We start from the raw sequence: 19,709 nt of genomic DNA on the forward strand, positions 1-19,709 counted from the left end.
TGTATATGAATATTATCAAAAAAATATTTTCTAAATCCCGTTCTCTAGAAGACGGGATTTTTTTTGACACTATTCAGAAAATACTTGGTTTTAAGCCTGTTACAATCGATTTTTATAAGAAAGCGTTTACGCATAGATCTTCAAATAAATTAGACGAATCAGGCCATCCAATAAATTACGAACGATTAGAGTTTTTAGGAGATGCAATGTTAAGTGCTGTAATTGCAGCACATTTGTTTAATAAAGCACCCAATGGCGATGAAGGTTATTTGACCAAAATGCGCTCAAAAATCGTAAGCCGTGAACATTTGAATGAACTGGGTAAAGATTTAAATTTAGTTCGCTTTGTAGAAAGTAAAGTGCCAATTCAGCATTTTGGAGAAAATATTCATGGTAATATTTTTGAATCACTTGTTGGTGCTATTTATTTAGACAAAGGATATTCTTTCTGTGAAAAGTTTATTCAAAAAAGAGTTATTGCACCTTATGTCGACATCGCGCGACTCGAGGGTAAAGTAATTAGTTATAAAAGTTTGGTTATCGAATGGTGTCAGAAAGAAAAAAGAGTTTTTCACTATGACATTTTTGAAGATAACGGTATAGACGGCCAACGCTTGTTTGGCGTTAAATTAAGTATAGACGATAAAGTAATCGCAAGAGCGCGAGCAACTTCAAAAAAGAAGGCAGAAGAAAAAGCATCACAAAGAGCTTATTTTGCATTTCAAGAAAAAATAGACAAGAAATAGCTACAAAAATGCAGTAACTGTCTTAACGCTATAACGTTTTCGTTTATAAATTAATAAAAACAAGATCATCTTAACTATTTAAGCTCCGCAAGAAATAGTATATTTACACCTTGATTTTTCATGACATGGCTATTCATAGATTGGATTTAGACGAATTTGACGAAATTGATTATTATTTAATGGCAATTCATACTTCATTAGAAGATTATAGATTGGCCTATTTTATCAATAAAAACCTTCCGATAAACTTAAGTAAGAGCAAAAACGAGATCCATGCTCAAACTAAAGAAGGCGAGGCAAATTTTTCGAGATTCTATTATTATGATGCCGAAAAAGCAGTTTCATGGAATTTGATTCAGAATAAAAATGAAATCATTTCAGCGAGTAAGAATGATTTTCAAGATTTGTTTTCCAATGAAACAAGTGAGGTTTCAACAACAATTCATTTACTTCCTGAATTCAAAAAAGTAGATTTTTTCCTGAAAATAGAGAATAGCGAAGAGGCTCTCGATTTTTCAGAAATTCAACAACAATTAAATACCATCGAAAGTATTGCAGCAATATATGCTGTAGATACTGATAAAATAAAATCAAAAAACAATCTAATTTTTTAAAAAAAATGATAAAAACAAACAAAAAAACCAAAATTGTTGCTACACTTGGTCCCGCATGTAGTACGAGAGAGATTATCAAAGATATGATCGAGGCAGGGGTTAATGTGTTTAGAATCAATTTTTCGCATGCTGATTACGAAGGAGTTAAGGATAAAATTAGTATTATTAGAGGTTTAAACGAAGAGTTTGGATACACAACTGCAATTCTTGGAGATTTGCAAGGACCAAAACTTAGAGTTGGAGTTATGGAAGAAGGAACAGTAGTAAATGATGGTGATGTTATCACTTTTACAACTGCTGAAGATATTATAGGTACAGCTTCAAAAGTGTTCATGAAATATCAAAATTTCCCAAATGATGTTAACCCGGGAGAGCGTATTTTGCTTGATGATGGAAAACTTATTTTTGAAATCCTTACAACTGATAAAAAAACAGAAGTTACAGCAGTAGTTATTCAAGGTGGAGAGTTAAAATCTAAAAAAGGCGTTAATCTTCCAAACACTAAAATTTCTTTACCGGCTTTAACTGAAAAAGATATTGCAGATGCAATTTTTGCAATTGAGCAAAAAGTAGATTGGATCGCACTTTCGTTTGTAAAAACACCTCGTGATTTACAAGATTTGCAAGAATTAATCGCTAAGCATTCAGAAGTTAAAATTCCAATTATTGCTAAAATTGAAATGCCGGAAGCTCTTGAGAACATGGATAAAATTGTAGCATATTGCGACGCTTTAATGGTTGCTCGTGGAGATTTAGGAGTTGAACTTCCTGCTCACGAAGTACCATTGGTGCAAAAAGATTTGATTAGAAGAGCAAAAACTGCTAGAATTCCTGTTATCGTTGCTACACAAATGATGGAAACAATGATTACAAGTTTAACTCCAACAAGAGCTGAAGTAAATGACGTTGCAAACTCTGTAATGGATGGAGCTGATGCTGTAATGTTGTCTGGAGAAACTGCTACAGGAAACTACCCAGTACAAGTTATTCAAAAAATGACTCAAATTTGTGAGGCTGTAGAGGATTCTCCGCTAATTCAGGTTCCACAAAACACACCCCAAATTAAAACAAAACGTTTTGTTACAAAAACAGTTTGTCATCAGGCAGCTTTATTGGCTAATGAAATTAAAGCAAAAGCAATTTGTACTTTAACAAATAGTGGTTATACAGCTTTCCAAATTTCGGCTTGGAGACCATCTGCACATATTTTAGTGTTTACTTCAAACAGAAGAATTTTGACACAATTGAATTTATTATGGGGAGTAAAATCATACTTCTACGATAAAGACGAAAGTACAGATGATACTGTAACTGATGTTAATGAAATTGCAGTTCAAAAAGGGTACGCGGTAAAAGGAGATTATTTAATCAATCTTGCTGCAATGCCAATTAAAGAAAAAGGAATGGTAAATACCATGAGAGTTTCTGAAATAGAATAATTTTTTTTAAGATTATAAAAAAGAGCCATCAATACTTTTGATGGCTCTTTTTTTTTGTTCAATAATTCCTTTTAGATTAATTCAAATATTGAATTAATCTAGAAATTTATATTTCGTTTTGAAAGAACAAGATTCTCAATCTATTTTTTTGAAAATATGAATATTCTCAGATATTCTTTTTTTCCTCTCTCAATAATCCAATAGAAATCTAATTTCTGCAATACAGGATTTTTGGTGTTTCATTTTACAAAATGAGACTTATTGGGGTAAAATAAAGTGTTTTTGATGTTTCATTTTATAAAATGAAACAATGTAAGGCCTTAAAAACACAATTCTTAGATTTTTTATTGGCTAATTTTGAGACACTTAAAAAAATCTAAGAAAATTCTTGTTTCAAATTATCCCTAAATAATGATGCTAAAAAAGCGAAACATTATTTATAATCGAAATGAATTTTCTTGGCTTTCATTAAGATATTGACCCTTTATTAATTTATTGGTAAAACATTTATAACAATAATCATTAACAAATTTTATCACTATGAAACAAATCAATTTTAAATGTGGTTTTAAGAATGCGATATTATTATTTGCATTTGTATGCCTTACGACTAATCAACTGGAGGCTCAAGACAAAAAGAAACCCAATATTCTTATCATTTGGGGAGATGATATTGGTATAAGCAATATAAGTACTTACAGTAATGGCTTAATGGGATATCAAACTCCTAACATTGACCGTATTGCTAATGAAGGAATAAAGTTTTTGCATTATTATGGAGAACAAAGTTGTACAGCAGGGCGTGCTGCTTTTTTAACTGGCCAACAAGGTATACGTACAGGTTTGACTAAAGTGGGATTTCCTGGCGCTCCAATGGGTATGAATCAGTTAGATCCCTCTGTTGGTGGAATCATGAAAAATCTGGGCTATGCTACTGGGCAGTTTGGTAAAAATCACGTAGGAGATCGTAATGAAAATTTGCCAACAGTAAATGGATTTGACGAATATTTTGGAAGTTTATATCATTTAAATGCTTCAGAAGAGCCTGAATTACCTGATTATCCAAAGGATCCTGCTTTCTTCAATAAATTTGGACCTCGTGGTGTTTTAAAATGTAAAGCGACAAATGTTGATGATGCTACCGTTGATCCTCGTTTTGGAAAAATAGGGAAACAAACAGTTGAAGATACAGGTCCTCTTACCAAAAAAAGAATGGAGACTATAGATGATGAAACATCTTCTGCAGCTATCGATTATATCAAAAGACAAAATTCAGCAGGTAAACCATTCTTTGTTTGGTACAATGCTACTCGTATGCACTTGCGTACACATGTAAGAAAAGAACACAGAGGTAAATATACACATGGTGACAGCGAATATATCGATGGTATGATCGAACATGATATGACTGTTGGAGAACTTTTAAAAGCATTAGACGATTTAGGAATTGCTGATAATACTATCGTAGTATATTCTTCTGATAATGGACCTCATATGAACAGCTGGCCAGATGCAGCAATGACACCATTTCGTTCTGAAAAAGATACCAACTGGGAAGGAGCTTTTCGTGTTCCTTGTGTAGTTCGTTGGCCAGGACATATTAAACCAGGACAAGTGAATGATCAAATTATGTCACATCTTGATTGGATTCCAACTTTAGCATCAATTGCCGGAGAGCCCGACTTGGTAAAAAAATTATTAACCGGCTATAAAGCTAATGGTATAAACTATAAAGTACACTTAGACGGCTATGATCAATCAGCATTTTTAGAGGGGAAAAGTCCTAAAAGTGCCAGAGATAAATTTTTCTACTCTGATGATGATGGTTTGCTTGTAGCGATGAGAAAAGGAGATTATAAATCTGTTTTTGCAGAGCAACGTTCTCCTGGGACTTTAGAACTTTGGGCAGAACCTTTTACCAAATTACGCTTACAAAAAATGTATAATTTATATCAGGACCCATATGAAAGAGCAGATATAACATCTAATACATATTGGGACTGGATTTTAAATCATGTATATTATGGATACGAGTATATTGCTGAAGTAGCAGAATTTGCTGAAACTTTTAAAGAATATCCACCTCGAGCTATACCACCAAGTTTTTCTCCTGCTACAATTATGGAAGAAACATTAAATGGGATCAAATTGCAAAAAGCAATAAAATCAGATACACAAACGTCTAAGAAAAAATGATAATAACAAAAATAGAACTTGAGTTCCCCATAACTCAAGTTTTATTAAATTAAAAAATCAATATCATGTATAGAAAAATATATATAGTACTACTATTCCTGTCTTTATTAATTTCCTGCAAAAAGTCTGACAGCATTACTACTACAAATCCTAAAGACGGTACTGAAACAGTTGCAACAAGTGGAGACCCGTTGCCAAGTTGGAATGAAGGAGCTTTAAAGAAAGATATTATTGATTATGTTACGAAGGTAACTAAAGAAGGAAGTCCAGATTTTATTCCTGTAGAGAACAGAATTGCAACTTTTGATAATGATGGAACACTTTGGGCTGAAAAACCATATGTTCAGGAATTATTTGCTTTTTACCGAGTTAAGAAAATGGTAGAAGCAAATCCAGCTTTAGCTCAAAAACAACCTTTTAAAGCTGTTGTAGAAAAAGATAAAGCATTCTTCGAAAAAGGAGGAGATAAAGCTCTTATTGAATTAGTTGCTGCAACTCATACAGGAATGACCGAAGATGAGTTTGAAGCAGATGCTGCAGCGTTTTTTGCAGGGGCTAAATATCCTGGAAAAAATGTTTCCCTAAAACAAATCAGATATCAACCACAATTAGAATTATTGAATTATTTACGTGTAAACGGATTTAAAACTTTTATTGTAACTGGCGGAACTGTTGAATTAGTACGTGCGATATCGGCTGATTTTTATGGAATTCCCAAAGATCAGGTTGTAGGAACTTCTTTCAAATACACTTTTGATGACACTACAAATAGTATAAAAAGGCAAGCTGCTTTAGATCATTTTAATGATAAGGAAGGAAAACCTGTTGGTATACAATTGCATATTGGTCAACGACCAGTTTTTGCCTGTGGAAACGAAGGTGGTGCAGGAGATCTTGCCATGCTTAGATATTCGCAAGGAAACAAATATCCTTCTTTTCAATTAATTGTAAATCATAACGATTCAATTAGGGAGTACAGTTATCAGGAAAAAGACAACCTATCATTAAGTACTGCTGCAAAATACAAATATCATGTTATTAGCATCAAGGATGATTGGAAAAAGGTTTTTCCAGATAAATAAAAAAGAGGGTTTGGTCGGTTTTTAGAGTGATACAGCTTCTTACAAAAGCTGTACGCTTTTTTTAATGATTAAAAATTTTTTAAAAGTATATCGCTATGAAATCCACAATATCATATAATACACGTAAAATATTTTTTGGTGTAACATTCTTTCTCGTAAATCTTGCTGCGTTTGCTCAAGAAGAAGCCCCAAAATCTGGTGCAAGTGCCCAAGAACTTGCAGATAAATTGGCAAACCCAGTGGCAAGTTTAATTAGTGTGCCATTACAAAATAATCTTACTTATGGTATAGGCGCTTTTAACGGTTCAAAATATACTATAAATGTGCAGCCTGTAATTCCATTTAAATTAAGTGAAAACTTAAATTTAATTACACGTTATATTCTTCCAGTTGTTGATCAAAGAGATATTACTGGCGAAAACACACATCAATTTGGTTTAAGTGATGCGACTGTAACAGCCTTTTTTGCACCAAAAACAAAGGGCTTGATTTTAGGATTTGGACCTGCATTTTTGGTCCCAACGGCTACAGACAAGTTTTTAGGCACAGAAAAATTTGGAGTAGGTCCAAGTGCGTTAGTAATGCACCAAGGAAAAGGATTATCGATTGGTTTTATAGCCAATCAAATTTGGTCTGTAGCAGGAAATGAAGATCGTGCTGATTTTAATCAGTTCTATACACAAATATTCCTCACACATACTTATAAAAGTGGTGCCAGTTTAGGAATCACTTCAGAAATCACTCAAAATTGGGAGGGTAATACAACTCTGGTTACTTTAAGCCCTAATATAGGAGCTGTTACAAAATTAGGCGATCAGGTTGTACAGTTTGCTGTTATGCCTTTAATACCAATTGTAGGTCCACATGATATGAGACCAGATTGGGGATTAAGAGCTGTAGTCGCTTTTGTGTTTCCAGGTTCATAAAAATCAAATTTTTAAATTTTTAAAACTATTCAGATGAAAAAAGTACTTCTTATTTTAGTTGTAGGCTTTCTATTCATTGGTTGTAAAAAAGAAAACGCAACTTCAACTTCAACTTCAACAACTTCAGTAAATGAACAAAGTTCAACTCCTACAGACCAAGATATCATAGATGCCTATACCTATTTGTATGCAAGATACTTGGTGCTTCAACAGGAAAATCATGATATTAATATTGAAAAAGTTGGCTATAATAAAATTAAATACAATCCGTTAGGATCGGCTCAATTTGTAAATCCAAATTTAGATGTTGCCTATCTCGAAGCCTGGATTGCCGTTGATAAAGATCATGCAGTTATTTTAAACGTTCCTAAAATTGAAGGACGTTATTATACCGCACAACTTCTTGACGGATGGGGACAGGTAATTACAAATATTAATGAACGTAATTATCCTAAAACACCCTATGGAAAATTTGCTTTAGTTTTAAAAGGTACAAATCCAGCAATTCCTGCGGGAGCAGTAAAAATCGAATTACCATCTGAAAAAGCCAAAATGTTAGCTCGGGTAGAATTAAAAGGAACTCCAGCTGTAGCACAAAAACTTCAGCGACAATTTACATTTGATGTTCCTTCGGGTATTAAAATTGCCTCACCCATTAAAATTCCAGAATTTACACCAAAAGCACCAATTGGTGGTGAAATATTCGATAACGTTGAAGAAGTACTCAATTCATATCCTGATTCAATGCCAAAAGCCAAAGAATATCAGGCTAAAGCAGTTGCAGTTGCAAACTATGCTAAAAAAGATGCTAAAATAAAATCTCATATCGATGAAGTGGTTAAAACAAAAGCGATTCCCGCATTTTTAGCAGGAGCAAAAGGATTTGGTACACAAAAGGGAGGATGGTCAGTGACTTACGTTGCCGGAAATTTTGGCGATGATATTATGGCTAGAGACATTATTAATTATGGAGGTTTATGGGCAAATACAATAGAGGAAGCCATTTATTTTATTGGACTGACAGATAGCAATAAGCAACCTTTGAGTGGTGACAAAGTATATGAAATCAAATTTCCAAAAGGTCAATTGCCAGATTCAGCAGTAAATGCCTTTTGGTCTGTAACCTTGTATAGTGTTCCGGATTACAGAGTAGTCGACAATAAACTAAAAAGATACAATTTGAATAATGTTTCAGGACTAAAGACAAATCCTGATGGGTCTTTGAGTATTTGGCTAGCATCTTCACTGCCTAAAAATGCAATCGAGAGTAATTGGTTACCAACCCCTTCAGGTAAAGGATTTTCTTTAAATCTACGTATGTACGTTTCTAAAAAAGAGGTTCTTGACGGAAAATGGTTTCCTGCTCCAATTGAAGAGAAAAAGTAATTCTTAATTATTTATTAGCTAAAAGATGAAAAAACTACTTATAATATTGTTCGCAGGTTTATTGCTTATTAGCTGTAAAAAAGATACAGTAATTGTCAGAACTGAGACAGGAGATTTAGCGACTATAGATTCTACGTCAGATAGAAAAGGTATCCCTGCTGGGCCAGTTGCAAACACGATATTGACAGCGGAATATGTTAAACATATTGGTGCGATAGCTTATTTATGGGGATGGCCAATGGTTAACATTCATAACCGAAAGGTAATGTTTGAAAAACTTCCTGGACCATTATATAAAGGAGGTGTTGTACCTCTAAGTCCGCCAAATCAATTGTGCATGCTTACAGATTATATAAAACCCGGTGAAAAAGATGTGACTTGCCCTAATCAGGATGTTGTGTACGGCTTTGGTTTAACCGATTTTTCAAAGGTTGATGCGCTCGTTGTTCAAGTTCCAGATTTTGGAGATCGTTTTTGGGTCTATCAGGTATGTAATCAGCGTACAGATGGTTATGCAACCTTGGGGAAAATGTACGGAACAAAACCAGGATTTTATTTATTGACAGGTCCAAAATGGAGTGGAAAAGTTCCAGATGGAATCACAGGAATATTTAAATGTGATACCAATTTGGGAGTTGTAATTCCTCGTGTCTTTCAAACAGACGATCCAGCTGATAAAAAAGGAATTCAACCCATACTTCAAAAAATATTAATGTACTCTGTAAGCGAATTTGATGGGAAAGTAAAAACAAAAGACTGGACAAAAATACCCGTTTTGCCATCACCACCCAGTACAAGTAATGAAGAAACGAAATGGGTAAAGCCAGAAGTGTTTTTTGATGAGTTGCCGATCATTCTAAAAGAAGTTCCGCCATTACCAGGCGAAGAAGCGATTTACGGGCAAATTAAATCTGTTATTGCTGCTGCCGCAAAAGATCCTAAAATCAAAGATATGTTAAAAGAAGCAGCAGTAGAAGCAGATCAAAAACTAATTGCTCCTTTGTTTCAATTCGAAAATGTTGGCTATCCTTTAAAAGACAATTGGACAACTCAAGGGAATGGGGCACAATTTGGATTGGATTATCTAACTAGAACTGCTTGCGCAAAAGCAAATATATTTGTTAATAAGCCAAATGAAACCAAGTATTTCTACCAAGATAAAGATGCAGTAGGAATTCGACTAAACGGAGGAAGCAATTATACAGTGACTTTTGCAAAAGGAGAAGTACCGCCTGTTAAAGGTTTTTGGTCACTTACCCTGTATAATCAATATCATTTCTTTTCGCCAAACCCAATTAGCCGCTTCTCTTTAGGAACCAAGAATAAAGATTTAAAATACAATCCTGATGGTTCATTGACACTTTATGTGCAGAACACTCAACCTTCTATTGACAAAATAAGCAATTGGCTGCCTTCGCCCAAAGAAACATTCTCATTATATATAAGATGTTATTGGCCGGAAGATAGAGTAGTGAAAGATACCTGGTTACCTCCAGCAGTTTTGAAAGCTAAGTAAGAAATTATTTTATTTAAATTTTTGAATTAGAAAACTAACCAGATTGATAATATGAAAATAACCAACATTCCTAAAACTCTATTTGCTTTAATTGTACTGGCATTATCATTTAGTGTCCAAACAAAGGCGCAGAAAATGGTTCAGAATACAGCAGCGTGGATTGGTTATGAAATGTATCTGCCTTTTAAAGAAGATGGAAGATGGGGATTACTGCTCGAAGGATATTCTAAAGGGAGCGATTTGATATCAGAGTTACAAGGTTCTTTTTATCGGGCTGGAGCTAATTATTATCTTAAAAACGGAAATAGATTAGGTGCTGGTATCGCTTATCAATGGGACTTGCCTTACGATGAACTTTCATTGCCGTATAATAATCCGGACTACAGAATATACGAACAATTTATTTGGCGTATCGTTAAAAAAGAAGGGAATGAAGTATGGTCACAACGTTTTAGAATGGAGCAACGGTGGTTAGGCCGAAAAGATGATCCCGATAGCGAAGGTGATCATTTTGATTACTATAAATTCGAAAACACGTTTCGTTATCAGCTTCGATATCAATATTGGTTTAAACCGCGGTGGGCTGCTGTAATTTATGATGAACTTCATATTAGAACAAATGCGGCCAGCAGTAATGAGAATTATTTAGATCAAAATAGGTTGTATTTAGGAGCTGCTTATAGTCTTGATAAACGAAGAGAAATTAGAATGGAACTGGGTTATATGAATCAGGTTTTTTTTAAATCAGCAGATACAGATAGTGGTTTAAGTCGAATGAATCATACAATTCGAGTTACGCTTACTACAGATTTGCCTTTTAAAAGAAAATAAAATCTAAATCTAAAAGCTATGACTGAAGAATTTAAAGACAACAAGGAAGATATATTTGATCCTGTAGCATCAAAAGCGGCTCGCTATGAAAAGGGCACTGCGATTAGGAAAATTACGCCTCGTTCTCATCATCAGGAATGGACTCCAGCCAAAAATCGTGAAGATCCTGTAGAAATATTGATTAAAACTAGTGTTGGTAGAATTGAGAGTTTATTGCCAATTCGATATTCACGTATGATGGAATCGCCATTTGCATTTTTTAGAGGAGCTGCTGCAATTATGGCTGCAGATTTGGCGCAAACTCCAAATACAGGAATTGATCTTCAGCTTTGTGGCGATTGTCACTTAATGAATTTTGGTGGGTTTGCAACACCAGAACGCAAATTGGTTTTTGATATTAATGATTTTGACGAAACATTTCCCGGACCTTGGGAATGGGATGTAAAAAGGCTTGCCACAAGTTTCGTTATTGCAGGTAGATGGAAAAATTTTTCGAATAAAGTTTGTAAAGAATTTGCTTGGAATGTTGCTGACAGCTACAAAAGACATATGCTGGAATATAGTCAATTATCGGCACTTCAAATTTGGTATGCTGATATTGATTTGGCAGATTTAATCGAAAAAGGAGAAGATGAAGAGATTAAATCGTTTCAACATAAGCGTATAAAAAAAGCTGCTGAATATAGCGCTCATGAAAAAGAATTCGCTAAAATGACTTATCAGGAAGGGTCTCGCGCACGAATAAAAGATGATCCGCCTTTAATTTATCATCCGTCGGGGGACGAAGAGAAGCGCATTTTAAAAGAAGCCGAAATCATACACAAGCGCTATCTCGAAACATTGTCTGATGAAAAAAAAGTATTGTTAAGTAGATATACTTTGCATGATTTAGCTATAAAGGTAGTAGGAGTAGGAAGTGTAGGAACACTTTGTGGAATAAGTTTATTAATGTCGGCTACAGGCGAACCAATTTTTTTACAATTCAAAGAAGCCCGAAAGAGTGTTTTAGAAGCTCATGTTAAAGCGAAAAGTAAATACAGTCATCAAGGAGAGCGAATCGTTCAAGGGCAAAAGCTAATGCAATCAGCTTCGGACATGTTTTTAGGATGGACAAACGATGATAAGGGTAAATTTTTCTATATCCGCCAACTTCGTGATGCCAAAGTAAAACCAGTACTCGAAATTATGAAAACAAAAAATATGGAGGATTATGCAAAAGCCTGTGGGTGGGCCCTTGCGAGAGCACATGCACGCACAGGAGATCCATCAGTGTTGTCAGGCTATATTGGGAAAAGTAATGAATTTGCGAATGCAATTTCAAGATTTTCTATTTCTTACGCCAACCAAAATGATTCAGATTATGATAAAATGTTAGAAGCTATAAAGAAAGGAAAGTTACCTATTTCTGAATAGAGCATTTTTATAAATCAGCGATCATTATTATTAAATAAAGACCTACAAGAAGCGCCAATTTATTTATAAATAAAATCTTTAATTTATCATTTTAAATATTCAAAAAAGAAACTAGTATGAATAGAAAACTATTATTTTTAGTAGGCTTTGTAATAATGTCGATTACGACAAAAGCCCAAACACAGCGTATCGATTCTACGGCTGTTTATCTATTAAACCGGACAAGTGTAACCTTTCAGGATATTAAGTCTTGTAGCTTTACGGCAGTTACAACTTACGACATTCCAAGTGAAAGTTTAGGTTTGATAAAGCACGCGATAACAGACAAAGTTGCGATTAAGTTTCCTAACAAAATGAAAGTCACTTCGACAGGTGATAAAGGAAATCGAGGTTTATGGTATAATGGTAAAAAGGTAAATTATTATTCGCTTGATAATAATACCTATGGCTTTGTAACGGCTCCTGCTTCTGTTATAGAAACGATTGATGAGGTGAGCAAAAAATTTGGAATTGAATTTCCTGCTGCAGATTTTTTCTATCCTACTTTTTTACAAGATCTTATTTCAGAACAAGGAAATTTAGTCTTTTTAGGAAAAACGATAGTCGATGGACGTGAATGTTTTCATATCGCTGGAAGCGACAAAACAAAAAGTTTTCAATTTTGGATAGGAGATGACAATTTGTTTTTACCCATAAAAATGGTAATAGTGTATACTTCTGATAAAGAGAAACCTCAATATGAAGCAATTTATAAAGACTGGACAATAAATACTGATTACCCGGATTCTATGTTTGAGTTTACGACGCCGCCAAAAGCCACAAAAGTGAAGTTAGCGCCTAGAGAAAACACCAAATAATCACTAAATATTCAGAGCTATGAAAACAATTTACCCTAAAAATAAAATATCACTCATAATTATAGCATTTTTTGCACTATTACTTATGATTCCGGAACAGGCAACTGCGCAACGTTTTGGTCATTTTACACCACATGCGGTTATGCCTAGACCAATGCCAATGCCTAGACCTGAACCTAGACCAATTCCTCCTGGGCCGCGTCCAATTCCTCCAAGACCATTGCCGCCACCTCCGCATCCATATCCACATCCTTACCCATATCCTAGGCCATATCCGGTACCATTTCATCCTTATCCGGTACCATTTCCTTATGCTTACCATCCCTTCGTTCCTTATGTTTGGGGTCCAACATGGTATCCTGTAGGATTCTTTATGGCAACCTTAACGACTGCTGCTATAGTAATTTCAGTAGAAAATAATCAATACAATTATGATGATGGAGTTTATTATGTAAAAGAATCGGATGGTTATAAAGTAGTGCCAGCACCACTTGGAGCGACAATTTCAGAACTACCTAAAGGTTATGTGACCGTTAATGTTTCAGGGACAGATTATTACTATTACGGCGGAGCTTATTATGCTAAGGACACAAGTAAATATAAAGTAGTAAATGCCCCGGTTGGAGCTGTTGTTTCGCATCTTCCAGAAGGAGCAGAAGAGAAAACTATTGACGGTCAAAAATACATGATTTATAACAATGTGTATTATCAGCCAATTTCAAAAGATGGACAAGACAGTTATGTTGTTGTTCAAGGAAAATAAAGGTCCTAAATAAAGCTTATTAAAGATTGTTTTATAGGTTATAAAATTTTTTGAAAAAATAAGTAAGAATTTTATACACAACACTATGTTGGTTAAATAAAATAATTTATCTTTGAGTATATAGTAAGGTGCTGTTGCATAGTTAATTATGCGATATTAGGCAGTTATCTGACAGAATTTCTACATATTCAGGATTTAAGCAAGATTTTAAAGATTTCAAGTTAAAATATTTTAATCATTAATTTAAAAACTACAATATGAATATTAAAAGAAAGAGTCTTCGTATAATCCCATTATTGTTCTTGGGTTTAGTTTACAGCTGTTCTCCAACTGTAAAAGTTACAACTGATTATGACCATGGTGCAAATTTTAGCGAATACAAAACGTTTGCGTTTTATGATCTAAAAGCGCAGGAAGGACAGATAAATCAATTAAATGTTGATCGTATTACAAAGGCAATTCGTGCCGAACTTATCAGTAAAGGTTTTACAGAAACGACCAATAATCCGGATTTAAAAGTAAATGCAGTAACAATCTTAAAAAACAAAACTCAGGTTACAGCCAACTCTGATTTTTATGGTTATGGCGGAATGTATCGCCCTTATGGATATTGGGGTGGTGGTGCCATGATGGGTGGAGCAAACACAACATTTAATACTTACGATTATGTTGATGGCTCACTTATAATTGACATTGTATCATCTAAAACGCAAAAACTAATTTGGCAAGGAATTGGGAATGCCCAAATTGATAGTAAACCTGATAATCCTGATGAATTTGTTGCGAATTCAATCAAGAAAATCCTGGAAGGTTTCCCTCCTGGTTTGGCAAAAAAATAGCATATAATACTTATACTAAATACTATACTTATCAATCCCCCGATAAGTATAGTATTTAATAAGTTAGAGATCATTTCTTTTAAAATTTATTTTGAAGGGAAAGGTAATATTCCAACAAATCAAGCTTAATCAACATGATAGATATACTACTCTCAATTTTCTTTTTTGTGGCAACAATAGTTGGTTTTGCGACATCGTTTATGGTTCTTTTTTCAAAGAAAAAATATTCAAAAAGTTTCTTTTTAGGACTATTTCTGTTTAGTCTTGCCGTAGTAAGTATCTATAATTTTTATTTGTCAGCAAATGATTTAAAGGATTTTCCGGACCTATTTATGATTGCAAAATCTTTTATTTTTTTAGTGGCTCCATGTGCATTTTTATATGTTAGAAGCATTTTATTTTCAGAAAGAATGTTTAGAAAATATGATTGGCTACATTTCTTACCCTTTCTAGTTTATTTTAGTTTAACAATTTTTGTATGGATTGGAAGTCAAATCAATCTTAACATTGTTGATTATGTTTCTACCAAAATAAGTAATCCTTTTTCGATGTTAAGTCTTACGATTTGGCTGTTTTACGCTTTTTGTCAAACGATGATGATTTTGAATTACGATTTAAAAAAATTCAAAGAAAATCATTTTGGTCGAACGAAGGTTTTAAGTTGGATAAGAGTCTATAATTTGATGATCTTATTTTTATTTTCAGCCCTTTTTGTTCATTATTTTTTAATTAGTCGCATAGATCGTATTGATTTTTCATGTTATATTTTAATCTCATCAGTTTTGGTTTTTACTGTGGGATGGCTCTATTTTAAACCACAAGTTTTTTACGATACAAATGAAAATTTAGATTTTATAGATAAAGTGTCGATTACGATCGAAACAGAAAATAAAATAATATTACCAGTTGTTAAAGATCTAACGACAGAAAAGAAAGAGGAATACCTCTTAAAATTAGAAAGTGTTTTTACTTCCAAAAAACTCTTTTTGAAGAAAGATTTAGTAATTCGTGATATTTCTGATGAAACTGGAATATCTGTACATCATCTTTCTAATTTAATCAATTCAGAACTAAATCTTCATTTTCAAGATTATGTAAATTTAAAAAGGATTATTTATTTCAAAGAAAAAATAAACGATCCTGAGTGGAAAGATTTATCATTAGAAGGTATGGCCTGGGGATCAGGTTTTAAGTCTAGAACGACTTGTTTTAGAGCGTTTATCAAACATACAGGAAAATCTCCTTCTGAATATTTTAAAGTAATTAGAATTAATCCTGAGAAAACAGTGCCTTATTATTTAAAGCAAACTTCAAATTAACAATGGTTTATTAAGAGTAGCTGTAATGACTCAATAATTTTTAAATATTAGCTATGAAAACGAAATTTAATAAGCAAAGACAAATTGTACAATCTATTTTTACCTTAATACTTCTAATGTTTTGTTTCTTTAGTCATGCGCAACTCAAAGGAGGACATATACTTGGAGCGATGGGTTTACAATCTGGAACTCAAACTCCCGAAAATACACTAAGCGTCTATATACCAGGTTATTTTTACAGTGCATCTTCTTTAAGAAATGCAGATGGAGACAAATCGATAGCAAATCCTGATTTAACCATGAGCATTACTGGTGTAGGAGCGTCTTATGTGAGTGATTTTAAAATTTTAGGAGCTAATTACGGAGCAACCGTTTTACTTGCTTTTGCGGCCAATACAATTCAAGGAAACAGTACAGATGTTCATAATTCTTTGGCTTTTACAGATTCCTATGTTCAGCCGTTACAATTAGGCTGGCACAATAAAAGAGCCGATTTTGTTTTTAGCTATCAAATGTATCTTCCAACTGGAAAATTTACTGCAGGAGCTTCAGACAATAGTGGTTTGGGAATGTTTATGAATGAAATCTCAGCAGGAACAACCTTATTTTTTAATGATAAAAAAACATTTCATTTTTCTGCTTTAGCATCATATGAGATCAACGGAAAAAAGAAAGATACCGACATTAAAACCGGTGATATCTTAAGTGTTGAAGGAGGTTTGGGAAAAACTTTTTATGTAATGGATGGAACAAACCCAATGCCGAAATCAATTATTAATGCAGGTTTGATATATTATTTGCAATATAAAATGACAAGCGATAAAATTCCAGTTCCTATAATTGGTACAATAGAAACGACCAAAGATCGCGTTGGCGGAATAGGAGCCGAGATAAATTATTTTCATCTTGGGTGTAGCACTTCTGCCGGAATTCGCTGGATCGCTGAGGTCGAAGCAATAAATAGATTTCAGGGTAATACTTTCTTTCTAACGTTGGCACATGTATTTAGTTTCAAGAAAAAATAATTAAAAGCAATAATAAGGACCGTTTTAAGTCTGAGTAATTATTCTTTTTTAATGAATACGATAAATTCTAAAGGTGTTTAAATGGCAAATAAATATTCAGATTCTAATATGAAAAGCAAAAAAATCTTCCAAAAAATAGCCTTGTTAAATCTTTTTTTTCTTTTATCATTTAATGCAATTGCTCAAAAGCAACATATAAGTTTAAGAGATTCAATAGATGGTGCTATAGATTTAAGCGATTACATTATTTATGCGCATGGTTTTATTGTAGTTCCAACCTTAATAACAGAGCCTGCTTTAGGAGGAATTGGTGGTGCAGTTGTGCCACTTTTTCTTAAAAAGCATGCACCGGTAATTGATGAAAATGGAAAAAAAAGATTTATAGATCCTGATATTACAGGAGCTATGGGAATGTATACAGGCAATAAAAGTTGGGTTGCAGGTGCATTTCGAGCAGGAAGTTTTGTAAAATCGAAAATAATGTATCGTGTAGGGGCTGGATATGGAAATGTAAACATGTCTTTTTATGAAAATTTGCCCAATGGCAAAGACCAAGAATTTGATCTTAATTTTGAATCGTTTGTGTTTTACACACGAGTAATGAAACAATTTAGGAACGCAAAATGGAGTGCAGGACCACAATATTTTTTATTAGATTCTAAAATTAATTTTCCAGATTTAAATAATCTTCCATCGTTTGCTAAACTTACAGATGTAAATAGTACAGTGAGTCAGTTAGGAGCGGCAATTCAGTTTGATGGGCGTGACAATATATTTACACCAGATAAAGGAGTGCGACTACAGGCAGACTTTTTTTGGTCAGATAAAGCATTAGGTAGTGATTATCAGGCTTGGAGGGTAAATTTATCTGCAATAGGATATTATCCTTTAACCAAAAAATTAATTGGTGGACTTAGGTTAGAGGGAGAGCAGGCGTTTGGGAGTCCACCTTTTTATCTTAGACCAGGAATTAATTTAAGAGGAGTTCCCGCCGCAAGATATCAAGGAAAAGCTAGTGTGGTTACCGAGGGCGAACTACGTTGGGATTTGTACAAAAGATGGAGTCTTATGGGTTATGGTGGCTTAGCAAGTGCTTTTAATGATTGGGATAAAGCTTTTTCTAAACCAGTCGTTTACAGTTACGGTTCGGGATTTAGATATTTATTGGCTCGAAAATTCAAACTCAGAATGGGAGTCGACGTAGCAAAAGGTCCCGAAGATTGGGCATATTACGTAGTTTTTGGCAGTAACTGGCTACGATAATACAATTAATAGTATTAAATATATAAAGAAATTGGTTAGTTAGATGTTCATTGTAAAGCCCCGATAGTTGTATCTACAGGGGCTTTACGCAGTTATAAGGGGTATAATGTTAAATATTTAAGAAAATATTAACTGTTTTACTTCGCACAAATTATTTATTATTTAATTGTTTTGTAACAAAAAGTAAATTACAACAACTAATTTATCAAAACATTAAATCTACATTATGAATACATTTTCATTCAAATCAGTACTGGCGGCTTCAGTTTTTTTTGTTGGAGCATCTAGCTGTTTTGCACAAGACATTTTAGTGAATTCACTAAAGCTTAATGCAAGCGAAAAAAGTAAAGAAAACTTTAAATTCACAGAAGTAATTAATCTTGGAACAACTTCGGTAAAATTGCAAGGTTCATCAGGAACTTGTTGGAGTTATTCAACAAACTCTTTCTTAGAGTCAGAAATGATTCGTTTGGGGAAACAACCAGTTGAATTATCTCAAATTTACTCAGCAAGAAATGTTTATGTAGAAAAAGGTATCAATTATGTACGCATGCACGGTGCAGTTACTTTGGGTGACGGTGGTGCATTGCATGATGTAATTAATATGTACAAAAAATACGGAACCGTTCCTAGAGAAGTTTACACAGGATTAAACTACGGAACAGATAAAAATAAATTTGGAGAAATGTCGGCTCTTATCGAAGGAGTTTTGGCAGCAGTTGTAAAAAATCCAAACGGAGAATTAACACCAAACTGGCAAAAAGCATATGCTGCCGTTATTGATTCGTATTTAGGAAAAGTACCGGAAAACTTTACTTACAAAGGAAAAAACTATACACCACAATCTTTTGCTAAAGATGTAGTAGGAATTAATCCAGATGAGTATATCGAAATGTCGTCATTTACAACATCTCCATACTACCAAAAAACAACAATGATGGTACCGGACAACTGGTCATTCGATCAGGTTTACAATGTAAAAGTAAACGACATGACAGATGTTATCGACAATGCATTGAAAAAAGGATACACAGTAGCTTGGGCAACAGATGTAAGCGAGAAAAGCTTTAGCTGGAAAAATGGAGTAGCATACGTTCCAACAAAGAAATTTGAAGATATGACTGCCGAAGAAAAAGCAGACATGTTTAACGGACCAAAAGCAGAACCGGAAATTACTCCAGAAATGCGTCAAACTGCATTTGATAACTACACAACTACAGACGATCACGGTATGCACATTATTGGTCTTGCAAAAGATCAATCTGGAAAAGAATATTACATCGTAAAAAATTCTTGGGGAGAAACAAACGATTACAAAGGTTTCTTGTTTGTAACCAAAAATTTCGTGAAATATAAAACGACTGCTTTGTTAGTAAACAAAGGAGGAATTCCTTCTGATATTGCTAAAAAACTTGGAGTATAATTTTATTCCAGATTTTAAAATAAATAGAAAAGCGCTACAAGTAATTGTGGCGCTTTTTTTTGTTTTTCAAT

The 19,709-nt window shown here is 33.7% G+C and carries 17 protein-coding genes; all 17 read left to right on the forward strand.

All coding sequences use genetic code 11. The features are described from left to right. Positions 1–5: 5 nt before the first annotated feature. The 17 genes from rnc to IW18_RS20155 all read left to right on the forward strand — a co-directional run bounded on the left by rnc (position 6) and on the right by IW18_RS20155 (position 19,638). The gene (gene rnc, locus IW18_RS20075) at positions 6–746 is read left to right on the forward strand and encodes a ribonuclease III (protein ID WP_041519959.1); all 741 of its coding nucleotides are present in this window, start codon (positions 6–8) and stop codon (positions 744–746) included. Between the two features lie 125 nt (positions 747–871). Then, positions 872–1,360 (forward strand): IPExxxVDY family protein, encoded by a 489-nt coding sequence (locus IW18_RS20080; protein WP_041519960.1) that lies wholly within the window; start codon positions 872–874, stop codon positions 1,358–1,360. Positions 1,361–1,368: 8 nt separating this feature from the next. Then, positions 1,369–2,799, forward strand: a complete 1,431-nt coding sequence (gene pyk / locus IW18_RS20085; protein ID WP_041520003.1) for a pyruvate kinase — start codon at positions 1,369–1,371, stop codon at positions 2,797–2,799. A gap of 540 nt (positions 2,800–3,339) precedes the next feature. Next, positions 3,340–4,995 carry an arylsulfatase gene (locus tag IW18_RS20090; protein ID WP_041519961.1) on the forward strand — a complete coding sequence of 552 codons (1,656 nt, stop codon included), beginning with the start codon at positions 3,340–3,342 and terminating at the stop codon, positions 4,993–4,995. A gap of 65 nt (positions 4,996–5,060) precedes the next feature. Beyond that, positions 5,061–6,077: an HAD family hydrolase gene (locus tag IW18_RS20095; RefSeq protein WP_041519962.1), complete on the forward strand. Its 1,017-nt coding sequence runs from the start codon at positions 5,061–5,063 to the stop codon at positions 6,075–6,077. Between the two features lie 95 nt (positions 6,078–6,172). Continuing rightward, positions 6,173–7,003 (forward strand): hypothetical protein, encoded by an 831-nt coding sequence (locus tag IW18_RS20100; protein ID WP_052480244.1) that lies wholly within the window; start codon positions 6,173–6,175, stop codon positions 7,001–7,003. A gap of 33 nt (positions 7,004–7,036) precedes the next feature. Continuing rightward, entirely contained in the window at positions 7,037–8,389 is a 1,353-nt protein-coding gene (locus IW18_RS20105) for a DUF1214 domain-containing protein (RefSeq protein WP_084608001.1), read from the forward strand. Positions 8,390–8,414: 25 nt separating this feature from the next. Beyond that, positions 8,415–9,905: a DUF1254 domain-containing protein gene (locus tag IW18_RS20110; protein WP_041519963.1), complete on the forward strand. Its 1,491-nt coding sequence runs from the start codon at positions 8,415–8,417 to the stop codon at positions 9,903–9,905. 51 nt (positions 9,906–9,956) lie between these two features. Beyond that, complete coding sequence (locus IW18_RS20115; RefSeq protein ID WP_041519964.1) at positions 9,957–10,736, forward strand: DUF2490 domain-containing protein; 780 nt, start codon at positions 9,957–9,959, stop codon at positions 10,734–10,736. 18 nt (positions 10,737–10,754) lie between these two features. Continuing rightward, complete coding sequence (locus IW18_RS20120; protein ID WP_041519965.1) at positions 10,755–12,149, forward strand: DUF2252 domain-containing protein; 1,395 nt, start codon at positions 10,755–10,757, stop codon at positions 12,147–12,149. 116 nt (positions 12,150–12,265) lie between these two features. Continuing rightward, positions 12,266–13,006 (forward strand): DUF2092 domain-containing protein, encoded by a 741-nt coding sequence (locus IW18_RS20125; protein ID WP_041519966.1) that lies wholly within the window; start codon positions 12,266–12,268, stop codon positions 13,004–13,006. A gap of 19 nt (positions 13,007–13,025) precedes the next feature. Continuing rightward, the gene (locus IW18_RS20130; protein WP_123902564.1) at positions 13,026–13,769 is read left to right on the forward strand and encodes a DUF6515 family protein; all 744 of its coding nucleotides are present in this window, start codon (positions 13,026–13,028) and stop codon (positions 13,767–13,769) included. A 257-nt stretch (positions 13,770–14,026) separates the two neighbouring features. Then, positions 14,027–14,608, forward strand: coding sequence for a DUF4136 domain-containing protein (locus tag IW18_RS20135; RefSeq protein ID WP_041519967.1), 582 nt, complete (start codon positions 14,027–14,029; stop codon positions 14,606–14,608). A gap of 134 nt (positions 14,609–14,742) precedes the next feature. Continuing rightward, positions 14,743–15,927, forward strand: coding sequence for a helix-turn-helix domain-containing protein (locus IW18_RS20140; RefSeq protein WP_041519968.1), 1,185 nt, complete (start codon positions 14,743–14,745; stop codon positions 15,925–15,927). A 53-nt stretch (positions 15,928–15,980) separates the two neighbouring features. Then, positions 15,981–16,952: a SphA family protein gene (locus tag IW18_RS20145; protein WP_084608002.1), complete on the forward strand. Its 972-nt coding sequence runs from the start codon at positions 15,981–15,983 to the stop codon at positions 16,950–16,952. 81 nt (positions 16,953–17,033) lie between these two features. Next, a complete protein-coding gene (locus IW18_RS20150) occupies positions 17,034–18,215 on the forward strand; it encodes a BamA/TamA family outer membrane protein (RefSeq protein WP_052480247.1) in 1,182 nt (393 codons plus the stop codon). 226 nt (positions 18,216–18,441) lie between these two features. After that, positions 18,442–19,638 carry a C1 family peptidase gene (locus IW18_RS20155; RefSeq protein WP_041519970.1) on the forward strand — a complete coding sequence of 399 codons (1,197 nt, stop codon included), beginning with the start codon at positions 18,442–18,444 and terminating at the stop codon, positions 19,636–19,638. Positions 19,639–19,709 lie beyond the last annotated feature (71 nt).

The sequence above is a fragment of the Flavobacterium hibernum genome (genome assembly GCF_000832125.1).
Taxonomy (GTDB): Bacteria; Bacteroidota; Bacteroidia; order Flavobacteriales; family Flavobacteriaceae; genus Flavobacterium; species Flavobacterium hibernum.